This is a genomic window from Citrobacter tructae, from assembly GCF_004684345.1.
GTDB classification, from domain to species: domain Bacteria; phylum Pseudomonadota; class Gammaproteobacteria; order Enterobacterales; family Enterobacteriaceae; genus Citrobacter; species Citrobacter tructae.
Genome location: NZ_CP038469.1, coordinates 2739171 through 2753933 on the forward strand (window position 1 = coordinate 2739171; position 14763 = coordinate 2753933).

The 14763-nt window shown below is 52.6% G+C and carries 13 protein-coding genes; 4 read left to right on the forward strand and 9 right to left on the reverse strand.

Annotated elements, in window-relative coordinates:
- Positions 1-43 precede the first annotated feature (43 nt).
- Both metC and E4Z61_RS13875 read right to left on the reverse strand, forming a co-directional pair.
- Positions 44-1234 (reverse strand): cystathionine beta-lyase, encoded by a 1191-nt coding sequence (gene metC / locus E4Z61_RS13870; protein ID WP_135323278.1) that lies wholly within the window; start codon positions 1232-1234, stop codon positions 44-46.
- A 20-nt stretch (positions 1235-1254) separates the two neighbouring features.
- On the reverse strand, positions 1255-2487 hold the full coding sequence (locus E4Z61_RS13875) for a dicarboxylate/amino acid:cation symporter (RefSeq protein ID WP_135323279.1): 1233 nt from the start codon (positions 2485-2487) through the stop codon (positions 1255-1257).
- Between the two features lie 225 nt (positions 2488-2712).
- Here E4Z61_RS13875 and E4Z61_RS13880 point away from each other — a divergent pair, with 225 nt between their 5' ends.
- The 4 genes from E4Z61_RS13880 to E4Z61_RS13895 all read left to right on the forward strand — a co-directional run bounded on the left by E4Z61_RS13880 (position 2713) and on the right by E4Z61_RS13895 (position 6520).
- The gene (locus tag E4Z61_RS13880) at positions 2713-3639 is read left to right on the forward strand and encodes a LysR family transcriptional regulator (protein WP_135323280.1); all 927 of its coding nucleotides are present in this window, start codon (positions 2713-2715) and stop codon (positions 3637-3639) included.
- 75 nt (positions 3640-3714) lie between these two features.
- Positions 3715-4995 carry a DUF445 domain-containing protein gene (locus E4Z61_RS13885; protein ID WP_135323281.1) on the forward strand — a complete coding sequence of 427 codons (1281 nt, stop codon included), beginning with the start codon at positions 3715-3717 and terminating at the stop codon, positions 4993-4995.
- Between the two features lie 8 nt (positions 4996-5003).
- A complete protein-coding gene (locus tag E4Z61_RS13890; RefSeq protein ID WP_135323282.1) occupies positions 5004-5243 on the forward strand; it encodes a DUF2164 domain-containing protein in 240 nt (79 codons plus the stop codon).
- Between the two features lie 89 nt (positions 5244-5332).
- Complete coding sequence (locus tag E4Z61_RS13895; RefSeq protein WP_135323283.1) at positions 5333-6520, forward strand: MFS transporter; 1188 nt, start codon at positions 5333-5335, stop codon at positions 6518-6520.
- Between the two features lie 172 nt (positions 6521-6692).
- Here E4Z61_RS13895 and E4Z61_RS13900 read toward each other — a convergent pair whose 3' ends face one another.
- The 7 genes from E4Z61_RS13900 to E4Z61_RS13930 all read right to left on the reverse strand — a co-directional run bounded on the left by E4Z61_RS13900 (position 6693) and on the right by E4Z61_RS13930 (position 14754).
- Positions 6693-7700 (reverse strand): porin, encoded by a 1008-nt coding sequence (locus E4Z61_RS13900; protein ID WP_135323284.1) that lies wholly within the window; start codon positions 7698-7700, stop codon positions 6693-6695.
- Between the two features lie 191 nt (positions 7701-7891).
- Positions 7892-8095 (reverse strand): hypothetical protein, encoded by a 204-nt coding sequence (locus E4Z61_RS13905; RefSeq protein WP_135323285.1) that lies wholly within the window; start codon positions 8093-8095, stop codon positions 7892-7894.
- Between the two features lie 639 nt (positions 8096-8734).
- A complete protein-coding gene (uxuR, locus tag E4Z61_RS13910) occupies positions 8735-9508 on the reverse strand; it encodes a Uxu operon transcriptional regulator (RefSeq protein WP_135323286.1) in 774 nt (257 codons plus the stop codon).
- Positions 9509-9642: 134 nt separating this feature from the next.
- Complete coding sequence (locus E4Z61_RS13915) at positions 9643-11118, reverse strand: fructuronate reductase (protein WP_135323287.1); 1476 nt, start codon at positions 11116-11118, stop codon at positions 9643-9645.
- Between the two features lie 53 nt (positions 11119-11171).
- The gene (uxuA, locus tag E4Z61_RS13920) at positions 11172-12356 is read right to left on the reverse strand and encodes a mannonate dehydratase (protein ID WP_135323288.1); all 1185 of its coding nucleotides are present in this window, start codon (positions 12354-12356) and stop codon (positions 11172-11174) included.
- 282 nt (positions 12357-12638) lie between these two features.
- On the reverse strand, positions 12639-13334 hold the full coding sequence (locus tag E4Z61_RS13925; RefSeq protein WP_135323289.1) for a LutC/YkgG family protein: 696 nt from the start codon (positions 13332-13334) through the stop codon (positions 12639-12641).
- Entirely contained in the window at positions 13327-14754 is a 1428-nt protein-coding gene (locus E4Z61_RS13930) for a LutB/LldF family L-lactate oxidation iron-sulfur protein (RefSeq protein ID WP_135323290.1), read from the reverse strand. The genes E4Z61_RS13925 and E4Z61_RS13930 overlap by 8 nt, the downstream gene beginning before the upstream one ends.
- Between the last annotated feature and the right edge of the window lie 9 nt (positions 14755-14763).

The following is a 14763-nucleotide window of genomic DNA, read 5'->3' on the forward strand; positions in this document are numbered from 1 at the left end:
CGGATGCAGTGCAAACACTGCATCCGGCATTTATCACTGTACGTTACGCGATGCGTGCAAATCCCGCTTCCAGATCGGCAATCAGGTCGCCAATATCCTCAAGGCCAATATGCACTCTGACCAGCGTGCCGCTGAAATCGACATCCCCGGCCGGGCGAATACTGTTCAGCTCTTCCGGCTGGTTAGCCAGAATGAGCGACTCGAATCCGCCCCACGAATAGGCCATGTGGAATAGCGAGAAGTTATCGAGGAAATCCGCCATCTGCTCGTCAGTCAGTCGCTTTTTCAGAACAAACGAGAACAGGCCCGAGCTGCCGGCAAAGTCACGCTGAAAATATTCGTGTCCCGGACACTCCGGTAATGCCGGATGGTTCACCCGCGCCACTTCCGGCCTTGCCGACAGCCAGCGGGCAATATGGATGCTGCTTTCCTGATGCTGTTTAAGACGCACCGCCAGTGTACGCAGCCCACGGCTGCCGTTATAAGCCGTGTCGGCATCTAGCGTTTGCCCCATCAGATAGGAGTTCTCACGAAGGCGATCCCAACAACGGGCGTTGGAAACCGCCGTCCCCAACATACCATCGGAATGCCCAATGGTGTATTTCGTGCCTGCCTGAATAGAAATATCCACGCCAAAGTCCAGCGCTTTAAACAGCACGCCTGCCGCCCAGGTGTTGTCGATCATGATGACGATCTCTGGGTTCACCGCGCGGATCACCTTCACCATTCCCGGCACGTCCTGCACTTCCATGGTGATTGAACTGGGAGATTCCAGGAACACCACTTTCGTCTCAGGGCGCAGAAGATCGACAATACCCGCGCCAATCAGCGGATCGTAATAGGTAGTTTCAACGTTGAATTTACTCAGGATCTTATTACAAAAATCCTGAGTTGGTTCATAGGCCGCTCCAGTCATCAGGATATGATCGCCGCTTTGGACAAACGCCAGAATCGCATTGGTGACCGCTGCTGCACCGCACGGGTACAGCGCGCAGCCCACACCGCCTTCCAACTCACTCATGGCCTTCTGAAAAGCAAAGTGCGTGTAAGTGCCGCGACGACCGTAAAACAGTTCGCCATTTGCACGATTGGCGGTGGCAAATTTCTTGTCCTTCACGGTATCAAACACCAACGAAGAGGCCCGTTGGATAACCGGATTCACCGCGCCCTGGGTGTAACGTTTGTCGCGACCCGCAACCACCAATTGTGTCTCAAGCTTCATTGCGTCTTTCATAACATCTCCTGTTTCTTAATCTATACAACGGCGGCAGTAGAATTCAGTTCAGCGTTGGTCTGCTTTTTTCCAGCGAACCGTTCGACAATCTGTGCCGCATTCAAATCGTGAATTACGTTAATCAGCGTGGCTGGCGCATCGGTAATCGTGCCCAACACCACCAGCATCGGAATGGCTTCCATCGGCAGGCCGAGCGTCGTCACGATAAAGATCTCACCGAGGAACGCCCCACCCGGTACACCGCCGACGATAATGGCGGAGAGCACCGCAATCAGCATCGTCAGGAAGAATGTCTCGGTGGTGAACTCCATGCCGAGCACGGAATAGATAAAGACGATTTTCAGCGCGGCAATCATCGCCACGCCGCCTTTGTTCAGGTTAACCAACAGCGGAATGGACACATCAACGATTTCTGGGTTAATCCCCATCGCCTTACCGGCGCGCAGGGTTACAGGTAGCGTCCCCAGTGAAGAACAGGTCCCCAACGCGGTGGCTGAAGGTTCAATCGCATTACGCCAGAACGCCCTGACCGCCGGAACACCACCGCCAATATACGAATAGAGAATGGATCCGAAAACAAAGTAGACCAGCGTGGCGACCATAAACAGGCCGATGGCGCGGGCAAAAGTTAACAGCAGAGCTGAATCCTGGCTGGCCATGGTGGCGGCGAAATAGCAGCCAAGGCCAACCGGCGCCACTTTCATAATGATTGAGACAATCTTCATGATCACGGTATTGGCATCTTCCAACAGTGATGCAATGCGTTTACCCGCCTGATCCGATTGCCCAATCGCCACACCAGCAATAATCGCCATCACGATCAGGGCCAGAATATTGGACTTAGAGAACAGCCCGATAAAGTCACTGGTAGTGATCATGCTGACAAAATCCATCTTACCGCTGCCCGCCTGCACGGACTGCGAGAGATCGATAGTGACGCCCTGCGCCGGGTTATACCATAGCGCCAGTGCCACAATCCCGGCGGCAGGAATAAAGGCCATCGCGATCGAAACAATGAAGATAATCGCCATAATGCGGCCCAACCTTTTCAGGTCGGTCATACTGGCGATGGAAGACATAACGCTGATCCCCACCAGCGGCACAATGATCATGAATAACAGGTTTAGAAAAATCTGACCTATTGGCTGGAGTGTACTAGCAAACGATGGGGCATAAATACCTAATAAGCCGCCAATCACCAGAGCAAATAATAAAATAATCGACGATCTGTAGGGTTCGAGTCGTGACCACATAATCGGTACCTTTTAATTTTAAATAATATTAAATGAGATTAAATTCACAATTTGATGAGTTTTCGCGGTGCCTCCTTATATTTTGTGACGTAACTCACTTAAGTTGTTATTTTTTCATTTTGCTAGCGAGTTGTTTCCTGTGATTCAATAGTTGCATGTTTAAAACGCGAATGTAACGGCCTATTCGTACCGTTTTTGCAAATCACTTGTGAATCAAAGGAAACTATGAGCACGCCGATTTCACTCAAGCACCTGGAGTTTTTCGTCAAAATCGTCGACTGCGGAGGGTTATCGGAAGCCGCAGCGCAGCTCAACGTCTCGCCTTCAGCGGTCAGCAAAAGCCTAGCGGCAATGGAAGATACGCTAGGGACGACATTAATTAAACGCACCACCCGCAGTATTACCCTGACCGATGCCGGGCAATATTTATTTAACCGTGCCAATAAGTTACTAGCAGAATTTGATGAAACTCTGAATACCACATCAGGTTATTACCACAGCCCGCAGGGCGAATTACGCATTACCTGTTCCATTGCTTTTGGTTATTCGCGGCTGGTAAACCTGGTGGATAAATATCGCGCTCAGTTTCCTGATGTGAATTTGTACATTGATCTCAACGATAACTTCGTCAATCTAAACGAAACGGACTTCGACATCGCCCTGCGTATCTCCACCGCACCGCCACAGAACTATGCAATGCGCAAGCTGGTGCCCATCCGCTGGGCTTACTGCGCGTCGCCCGGCTACCTCGCTAAAAAAGGCATGCCCCAGCGTCGCAGCGACCTGGTGAATCATGATTGCCTGGTTTACCCCGGCCTTACGCCAATGTTGAAAGTGGCAGATGAGCAGGATCGTCTGCACCAGTTGAAACTGCATATGCCGATCCAGGCCAACAGCAGCCTGGTACTATTGAAGTCGGTGTTAGAAGATCAGGGGGTGGCATATTTACCCACCTATCTGATTGGCGATCATATTCAAAAAGAGGAGATAACGCCGCTGATGCTCGACGGCACCATCACCTGTGAAACTCACGCCCTGTATGCGCTGTATTTTCCCAGCAAGTACAGCAATCCGAAGGTGCGATCGTTTATCGATTTTCTGGTCGCAGAACTCGGTCCCTTGCCCGCGTGGGATAACTGGATCCCCGGATAAACGCTTCTCGCCTAAAAATGGGAGACGCGCCACAATTTTTGCGCGATCCCCCCGTCTGGCTCTATCCTTAAGTCTATGAATAAAATTGCTGAACTCAAACGCGCCAAGCGACTGGCGCTCTCTCTGCTGCTGATCGCTGCCGCTACGTTCGTCATCACGCTGTTTTTGCCGCCCAGCTTCTGGGTACTCGGGATCAAAGCGATTGCCGAAGCGGCGATGGTCGGCGCGCTGGCGGACTGGTTTGCCGTGGTCGCGCTTTTTCGCCGGGTGCCGATCCCCTTTATCTCGCGCCATACGGCGATTATCCCGCGTAATAAAGACAGAATCGGCGAAAATCTTGGTCAGTTTGTGCAGGAGAAATTCCTCGATACCCAATCCCTGGTGGCACTGATCCGTCGTCATGAACCGGCGCTGCTGATCGGGAACTGGTTCTGCCAGCCGGAGAATGCTCAGCGCATCGGCCAGCATCTGCTGCAAATCATGAGCGGCTTTCTGGAACTGACCGACGATGCCCGCATCCAGCGGCTGATCAAACGCGCGGTGCACAAGGCCATCGATAAAGTTGATCTCTCCGGCTCCAGCGCGTTAATGCTGGAAAGCATGACCAAAAATAATCGCCACCAGGTATTGCTCGACACGCTAATTACGCAACTGATCGCCCTGTTGCAGCGCGACAGCTCGCGGGCGTTTATTGCCCAGCAGATCGTGCGCTGGCTGGAGACAGAGCACCCACTCAAAGCGAAGATCCTGCCGACTGAATGGCTGGGTGAACATAGCGCCGAGCTGGTCTCTGATGCGGTCAACTCCTTGTTGGATGACATCAGCCATGATCGGGCACATCAGATCCGCCACGCCTTCGATCGCGCCACGTTGAACTTGATCGACAAACTCAAACACGATCCGGAGATGGCCGTGCGCGCGGAAAGTCTCAAAAGTTACCTGAAAGAGGACGAAGCCTTTAACCGTTACCTCGGCGAACTGTGGGCAGACCTGCGCCAGTGGGTGAAAACCGACATTAACGCCGACGATTCCCGCGTGAAACAACGCATCGCCAGCGCCGGGCAGTGGTTTGGCGAAACGTTGGTTGCCGACGGTGCCCTGCGCGCTTCGCTGAATGAGCATCTGGAGCAGGCCGCGCAAAAGGTCGCGCCGGAGTTCGCCGCTTTCCTGACGCGCCACATCAGCGACACGGTGAAAAGCTGGGATGCACGGGATATGTCACAGCAAATTGAGCTCAACATCGGCAAAGATTTGCAGTTTATTCGCGTCAACGGCACGCTGGTTGGTGGTTCAATCGGGCTGGTGTTATATCTGTTGTCGCAAATTCCGTCCCTGCTGACGCTGTCGAATTTTTAAGGAGAAAAATGACTGAAATCACCTTGTCCCCAGCGGAGCGCGATCGTCTGCGCAATGAACTGGAAACCTATTGTAGCGACCACTTTGATCTCGATCTTGAGCAGTTCGATGCCGAGTTCTTTATTGATTTTATTATCGAAAAACTGGGGCCTGCGTTTTACAACGCGGGTATTGAAGAAGCGATCCGCACCCATATCGCCTGGAGTGAACGTATCCAGGAAGAGATGGATTTGAAGAAAATCCTCTGATGGCAAATCTTTGATTATTTAACTTTTCATTATCATTTGCATATGTAATATAACAAATATCAACATAACAGCATGAAGTGAGTGTTCGCATGCCTCAGGGAAGTCCTGGTTCAAATCATCATTCCATCCGCGTGGCGCTGTTTGGCCTGCTGGTCTTAACGCTGGGCATGGGGATTGGGCGCTTTCTGTATACCCCAATGCTGCCGGTACTGCTGTCGGAAGGTCAATTTACGTTTGACCAGCTTTCGTGGATTGCCAGCGCCAACTACGCCGGGTATCTGGCGGGCAGCCTGCTCTTTTCCTTCGGCCTGTTCCACCAGCCCTCACTCCTACGCCCGATGCTGCTAACCTCTGCGATCGCGACAACCGGGCTTATCCTGGCGATGGCGCTCTTTATCCATCCCATGTTAGTAATGCTGATCCGTTTTCTGGCGGGCGTCGCCAGCGCCGGAATGATGATCTTTGGTTCGATGGTTGTTCTGCACCACACCCGTCACCCGTTTGTGATTGCAGCCCTGTTCTCCGGCGTGGGTGCCGGTATTTTTCTCGGCAATGAATATGTCATCGCCGGTTTACACCATGCGCTGTCATCGCACACGCTATGGCTGGGCGCCAGCGCCATCTCTGGCCTGCTGTTCCTGTTGCTGGCCATGCTGCTCCCTTCTCGCGACCGCGCTCTGCCCGCCGCACCGCTGGCACAAACCGCACATCAGCCCATGTCATGGTGGCTGCTGACGCTGCTTTACGGGCTGGCCGGTTTTGGCTACATCATTGTCGCCACCTACCTGCCGCTGATGGCGAAGAGCGCCGGATCGCCACTGCTGACCGCGCACCTGTGGTCGCTGGTTGGCGTGGCGATTATTCCGGGATGTTTCGGCTGGTTATGGGCGGCCAAACGCTGGGGAGTCCTGCAATGCCTGACGGCCAATCTGCTGATCCAGAGCGCCTGCGTGGTGTTAACGCTCGCCAGCAACTCGTTGTTCCTGCTGGTTCTCAGCAGTATCGGTTTTGGCGCGACGTTTATGGGGACCACCTCGCTGGTGATGCCACTCGCTCGCCAGCTCAGCGTACCGCGAAATATTAATTTACTGGGTTTGGTCACACTGACTTACGGTATCGGGCAAATTCTCGGGCCGCTATTGACCAGCCTGCTGGGAAGCGGCGCAGCTGCCATCGTCAACGCCACGCTGTGTGGCGCGGCGGCACTGCTTTTCGCCGCACTGATTAGTGCCGCACAATTATACAAACAACGATTCATCACCGCCAAAAGAATATAATCTTAAACAGCAAAAATATATCCGGGAAAATACCTGTCACGGCTTAAAACATAATCCGTGAGTGAATAACGTTGTCAGGTTGAATACGTACATTGAAAAATGATTATAACTATCGACTGCACGTAAAAAAGGCGTCTGACTAAAGACGCCTTTTTCATAATATAACAAAAAGTTAGAACTGGTAGGTCAGCCCAGCAACCACTTCGTTGTCACCGTCTTTACCATTGAGCAGGTTAAACTTGTAACCTACATCCGCCACGATGTTTTTGTTGAAGTAGTAATCGGTACCCAGCGCCACGTACTCGGTCAGGTCAGTATTGTCGTTATCACGTGTGTGGACGTAAGCCACATTCGGACGCAGACCAAAATCAAACACATACGCCGCCATGGCTTCAAAGTGCTGTGCTTTATTCGCATCCTGGATCAGGTTGTGGGATTCACCGTACAGGGTCGCAACATAAATAGCGTTGGCGTCATACTTCAGTCCCGCCCCCCAGAATTCTGCGTTTTCACCGTCCCAACCGCTTTGTTTTTGCTTCGCTGTCACTGAGCTGTTTGTATAGGCAGCAATGGCAGACACGCCAGAATCCGCGATGTTGTCATAGCCCAGAGAGAAGCCGTAGCCATTGCCGTGCTGTTTCGCCGGGTCAGAGTTGGTGTCATCCTGGCCCTGATATTGCGCACCAACGTTCAAACCATCAACGGCACCAAACAAATTTTTGGTGCGAAGTGTTGCGACGCCAGAAGTGCGTGTAGTAAGGAAGCGGTCAGTACTTTCATAGGAGTCGCCGCCGAACTCTGAGAGAGTATCAGTGTAAGCTCCCACGTCGTAAGCGATACCATAGTTACGACCGTAATCAAAACTGATGTCATGACCATAATCCAGACCAGCAAACGCCAGACGTGTATTAACGCCATTCTGAGAACCTTCTGCTTTAGAGGCATCAAACTGACTTTCAAATTGGCCATAACCGGTCAGTTGATCGTTGATTTGTGTCTCACCACGAAAACCCAGGCGCGCATAGGTACCGTCGGCGTCGGTGCCGTCAGTCCAGGAATGAACCGCTTTGACTTTGCCGTACAGATCCAGTTTATTGCCATCTTTGTTATAAATTTCCGCTGCATGAACGGACGTTACCCCTAATGCCATCACGGTTAATGCCACTGCTGTCTTTTTCATTTTTTTACTCACTTTTAATTGTGAATTTTGCTATCAACTTTGTTATGCAGGCAGAATACCAGCATAAAAAAGTCCCCTATAAATTAAGGGGCAATACCAATAACACACCAAAAAATACCGATGGAGGTAATAATGAAGTGGCAAGACATATTTCATTTTTGGGTTTTAAATAAAACCCAGACAGAGAGTAATTACTCGAGACTTTCACTCTCATTAACAGAGCGGTGTAACATTAATGCTTCAGCAATAATATCTTGTTTACTTTTTCGTGTTTCAAATGCCAACGTTCGTACATATTCCCACAAAGCGGTATCGACACGGGCGCTTAAAAGAACCATATCTTTCGATCGGCTCCCTCTGGGTTTTCGAATATCTGGATAATCTCGGGAAGGCATTTTCAACTCCTGAACGCAATCGCACGCTTATGGCGATGAAATATGCAGTCAGTGTAAAAACATGTCAACGGCAAAATACAGCAACAATAGTAATGAAACTGTTAATAACAGAGATTAAAAATGGAACATTATTTCAAGTGAAAGACAACATTATTATAGAATAATGTGTAAGCTTAGCGTTACGCATACTCATTCTTACTCATTTGATTAAAAAGTTCGGCATGAAAGAGGATAGTGACAGCGTGCCATCAAAACATCATCCAAGCCAATAAGTTACACACCGTTATTAATGTTTACTTTTACGCGAAACGCCTGTTTTTATGCGGTGTTAAGCAAAAATACGTCGTCCTTTCCCCCACGGAAATCACTTCGATTCTCACTTGAAATTAACCTTTTTTGTCTAAAAATAAGCACGAAAAGGTAAAGATAAGGTAAATAACACATTTTTTCGCATGCAAAAATAAGTCGCTTTTAATTGATGTTAATCAATTTCCACCCTACTGCCACGCAAAAAAAGATCGTTAACAAAGGTGGTGGAAACCCATTTTTACGCTGAATTCTGAGCATGAAAAGGGTCGTTGGACCAGCAAGAAAGGCGATACGCGGACCAAGATGGCCCGCGTGACAGGGGTGTGGAAATCAGGCGTTAACCTTATCTAACGGCCAGGACTCAAACAGATAGCCATCAAAGTCGAGGTCATCGACATTCGAAAACTCCAGCAGACGCTGTTTGACGTTTTCCAGATGCTGCCACATCGCCAGCTTGGCCGCACGGGCGTCCTTTTTGATTAAGGCCGCCAGGATCTGTTTATGGTCGCTCATCCATTCTTTGCGGTAATGGGTATCGTCCAGATGACTGTGAAGTTGGATCCACATCGGGTTATTCTCACGCCACTGCCATGACTGGCGAAATAGCTCCACCAGCATGCTGTTATGCGTGGCCTCGGCAATCGCGAGGTGGAACTGCATATCACCGCTTTCTGAGCCGTTCGGTTCGCTGGAGGCCAGTTCCCGCTCTTCCAGCAGCAGCGCCTGCCGCATTTTAACGATGTCTTCGCGCGTGGCCTGCAGGGCGGCAAACTCAGCGATGTTGCTTTCCAGCAGTTGACGCGCCTGTAACAATTCAAACGGTCCCGCATCATTGCAATGGTTAGCATCCGTACTGTCGATAGTCTGCGCATCGGCATTGTCGAGCACGTAGATCCCGGCACCACGGCGCACATCCACCAGCCCTTTAATTTCCAGCATAATTAACGCCTCGCGTACCACCGTACGGGTGACATTAAGCATCTCGGCAATTTCGCGCTCCGGCGGCAAACGCTCACCGGCCAGGTACGGCGTCTGGACAATCAGATCGCGGATCATAGCACCCACTTCCTGATAAGGTCTTTGCTGAGAAGTGTTCGATTTCATAGTGTTATGTCCGTTAGATGCGTGTAATCAGATACGCTGAATAGGTATCGAACTATAGCAGTTGCGGCAAGCCAAAAACAGAAAACGGGTCAACCAAATAAACATTTTGATTGACCCGTCATGGTTCGGGGGGGTTATGCGTCGGCGCTTAACGCTGCAACGCACTCACGCGCGCCCTGCTCGCACAACTGTTGATACGTGGCGATGACCACCGCTACAAAGTCTCTGTTTTCCGCTAAGTCATGACCAAAAATACCGCTCAGCCCCAGCAGTGCCTTCACGCGTTCAGCGCCCTGATACTGCTGATTGATACGCTGAAATTCGGCCAGCAGCGGGTCAACAACATCAATCACCTGCCCCTGCTCATCCACGCCGTGTGTGTAGCGCATCCAGCCCGCCACACCCAGCGCCAGGTGACGCCAGTCACTACCGTTTTGCAGATGCAAACGCACCGGATCCAGCAGACGCTGTGGTAACTTCTGGCTGCCATCCATCGCAATCTGCCAGGTCCGGTGGCGCAAGGACGGATTACTGAAACGCTCGATCAGCAGCGTCGCATAAGCGTTGAGATCGGTGCCTTCCGGCATCGCGAGCGTCGGTGCCTGTTCCTGCATCATCAGCGCAAACGCCGCCTGGCGATACGCCGGGTTGGTCATGGTATCGGCGATGGTTTCATAGCCGCCAAGATAGCCCAGATACGCGAGGAAAGAGTGGCTACCGTTGAGCATACGCAGTTTCATCATTTCAAACGGCACCACATCGGCCACAAACTGCGCGCCAACTTTATCCCAGTCAGGACGACCGTTAACAAAGTTGTCTTCAATCACCCACTGACGGAACGGCTCACAGGCGATGGCACACGGATCGTACACGCCCAACTGGTCGGCAATCTCCTGTAAGGTTTCTGACGTCGCCGCCGGAACAATGCGATCCACCATGGTGCACGGGAAAGTGGCATGGGTTTCAATCCACTGCGCCAGTTGTGGGTCGCGCGCCTGCGCCAGTCCCAGTACCGCGACTTTCGCCACATGACCATTTTCACGGACGTTATCGCAGGACATCACGGTAAAGGCCGTCAACCCCTGCTCACGACGCAGATGCAGCGCCTGCACGATGTAGCCAATCGCCGATTTCGGCATCTCCGGATTCGCCAGATCGTGTTGAATCAGCGGGTTATTGAGATCTAACTGACCGCTGGCAGCGTCAGTGCAGTAGCCTTTTTCCGTGACCGTCAGCGAGACAATCGCCGTCTGCGGGCGCGCCATAGCGCGTAAAATGCCGTCACAGCCGTCAAGCTCCGGATGCAGCGCTTCTTTCATTGAGCCAATCACTTTCAGCACGGTGTTATCCGCGCCTTTTTCCGCCACGGTATACAGCAGTTGCTGTTTTTTCAGATTCTCAATCAACACGCGGTCGTTACCCGGCATCAGGTTAACTTCACAGATGCCCCAGTCACTGTCGGTGGTTTCCAGCAGATGATGAGTGTATAGCGCCTGGTGCGCGCGGTGAAAAGCCCCACATCCCAGGTGAACAATGCGGGATTGTAGGCGAGAATGCTCCCAAGCTGGGCGCGCAACCGGCAGGTTGCTATTGGCAATTGTCGTTGTCATCGTGAACTCCGAAAAGAAAAAAGCCGGCCAGAGAGGTGACCGGCAAATCTGATTTAGCGGCTAAAGAAAGCGCGCTGGATAGCCATCTCAACGCCGCGCACTTCCGCCAGCCCTTTCAGGCGACCAATCGCGGAGTAACCTGGGTTGGTTTTCTTTTTCAGGTCGTCAAGCATCTGGTGACCGTGGTCCGGGCGCATCGGGATCAAATCCTCTTTGCCTTCGGCTTTACGGCGCTGCTCTTCTTCGACAATCGCTTTCACCACTTCATACATATCGACGTCGCCGTTAAGATGCGCCGCTTCATGGAAGGTTTTCGGATTGTCTTCACGCAGCGTGGAGCGCAGATGGGTGAAGTAAATACGCGGGCCAAACTGTTTGATCATATCGACCAGGTCGTTGTCCGCACGCACACCATAAGAGCCAGTGCACATGGTGAAGCCATTGGCCATGCTGTTGACCGTATCGACCATCCACTGCATATCTTCCACGGTGGAAACAATGCGCGGCAGGCCGAGGATCGGGCGCGGTGGATCGTCCGGGTGTACCGCCATACGCACGCCCACTTCTTCGGCCACCGGAATAATCGCTTTCAAAAAGACAGCAAAATTCTCGCGCAGTGCGGCCTTATCAATATCTTTGTAGCGCGCAAGATGCTGGCGGAACTGGTCGAGGGTATAGCCTTCTTCTGCTCCCGGCAAACCGGCAATGATGTTGCGGGTCAGGCGCGCTTTATCTTCTTCGCTCATGGTGGCAAAACGGTGGTTCGCCTGGGCGACCTCCTCAACGGTGTAGTCCGCTTCTGCGCCCGGGCGTTTAAGGATATGCAGCTCAAAGGCGGCAAATTCAATCTGGTCAAAACGCAACGCTTTGGAACCGTCCGGCAGGACGTATTCCAGGTCGGTACGCGTCCAGTCGAGAACCGGCATGAAGTTGTAGCACACGGTACGAATGCCGCACTGGGCCAGGTTACGCAGGCTTTGCTGGTAGTTGGCAATCCACTGCAAATAGTTGCCGGAACGGGTTTTGATGTCTTCATGGATTGGTACGCTTTCGACAACCGACCACACCAGACCCGCCTGTTCAACAATAGCTTTGCGCTTTTGGATCTCCTCAACTGACCACACTTCCCCGTTCGGGATATGGTGCAATGCGGTCACAACGCCCGTCGCCCCCGCCTGACGTACATCAGCCAACGTGACCGGATCGTTCGGACCGTACCAGCGCCATGTCTGTTCCATGCTTTTAACCTCTTCACATTGCCGGCCCCGACGCAAACACCGTGAGCCACTGCGTTTATTCAACTGCCGGATTGCTCTCATACAAAGCCCGCAAACCGGACGACATGGCGCATAAATTCTACTTTTTGGTCTTACATGTCAACCTAAACAATGAAATTGGTTAACCAAATCACAGAAACATGTCAGACAGATTTACGGAGGTGGTGAGTTAGCAGGGGGAAGATATAAAAAAAGGCCGTCGTAGCGCGGCTAAATGCGCATGAGCGGCCATCAACATGAATCTCAACAATCTTCAATAATCAGATACACCGCCTTCACCGGACCGTGCACTCCAACCACCTTGATAAGTTCAATATCTGCCGTCGAGCTAGGCCCGCTAATGATGTTAATGCACGATGGCATACGCTCACCGGCCTGCGCTTTCTGGTGCAGAATGTCTGACAGTTGCGCCACGCGCGGCAGAATGGTGCTTTTACGCAATACGAAAATGGAGGACTCCGGCAGCAAACTAACTGAACGCCCGCGCTCCGGTGCGGAAAACAGCACCACGCCACCGGATTCCGTTAAACCATACTCGGCATACACCACGCCCACTTTCGCCTGCTCGGCCAGGGTAATATTCTCTGCACCGCGGGCGGGATCCCAGACCACGGCGTTGCATTCCTGCTGTAAACGTTCGGTAATACCCAGCGCCACCAGCCGACTATCGCCGCTCAACACCACCGGCTGATGCCCCAGTTGTTGGCACAGCCGTAAGGCCGCTTCCGCTACCTGTTCCTCACTGGTCAGTTCGCACTGCGCCAGCATCACCTCGCTGGCGAACTGGATAAACGCATCGCAGCGCTGCTGCGGGCTGAGTTCGGTCAACCGCTCGTTGGCATAGTTGTTCACCGGCGCGGCTTCGGCCTGTGGTTCAAAGCGCAGCGGGCGACCCAGCGCCTGGGCGATGGCGTTTAAAAATGCGGTACGGTTATCCATTCTTTTTCTCCTGCGCCTGATGTTTCTTAAACCAGCTACGGAAGCTCTCTCCGTCAGCATCAGGAAGATCGCGCGCTTCCATCCAGTCTCCAATCGCGCCAACCTTAAGCGGCGTTTTGCCGCCATTGATAAACCAGCTCGCCGCGTGGGCACCCGCCATCATGCCGACTTTCCACAGCCCCGGATGGCTATTGGCATAGGCGAACATTTTGATCGCCCGTCGTTCCGCTTTCGGGGTAATACCCTCCTCGGCCATCACCCGGCGATGACGCAGGATCAGTTTTGACAGCGGAATCTGTACCGGACAAACGCTGTCGCAGGCCGTGCATAGCGAGCAGGCATACGGCAGGTCTTTAAAATCTTTATAGCCGCCAAGCAGCGGAGAAATCACCGCGCCAATGGGGCCAGGATAAATAGAGCCATAACCGTGTCCACCGATGTGACGGTATGCCGGACAGGTGTTCATACAGGCCCCGCAGCGGATGCAGCGCAGCACATCGCGAAATTCAGAGCCCAGCACTTGCGAGCGACCGTTATCGACAATCACCAGATGGAACTCCTCCGGGCCGTCGACGTTATCCGCTTCGCGTGGACCGGTCAGCCAGGTGTTGTAGCCCGTCAGGCGTGCGCCCACGGCGCTGCGCGCCAGCATGGTGATCAGTACATCGACGTCGGCAAACGTCGGCGCGATACGCTCCATGCCCATCACCGCTATATGCGTTTTTGGCAGCGTGGTGCACATCCGCGCGTTGCCTTCGTTGGTCACCAGGCATACCGAGCCGGTTTCCGCCACCGCGAAGTTACAGCCGGTAATGCCGATTTCGGCGCTGAGGAAATCCTCGCGAATCTTCTGGCGGATGAATAAGGTCATCGCCTCGGGCGTTTCCGGACCGTCATAACCCAGACGCTCGTTCAGCACGCGACGGATCTGGTAACGATCTTTATGGATAGCCGGGACCACAACGTGTGAAGGCGGATCCTCATCCAACTGGAGAATGTATTCACCCAGATCGGTTTCAATCACCTGGATACCGGCATCCTGCAGCGCAGAATTGACGCCGATCTCTTCGGTCACCATCGACTTGGACTTCACCACCTTGCGCGCATTTTTACGCTGGGCTACCTGCAGAATATAGTCGGTAGCCTCTTTTTTGGTTTTGGCGAAATAAACGTGGCCGCCGTTTTCCGTCACTTTCTCGGAGAGTTGATACAGATAAGCGTCGAGGTTATTCAGAACATGGTCGCGGATCTGACTGGCACGATCGCGCCAGTCTTCCCAGTGGCCTAACTCATCGACCATTTTTTGCCGATTCGCGCCAATGCGCTCCTGGGCGTTAGCCACGGCTTTGCGCATGATCGGATCTTCAATTTGCTGACGAATGCGCGTTTTAAACGCAACATCGCTGGTTTTTATCGACATCTCATTCTC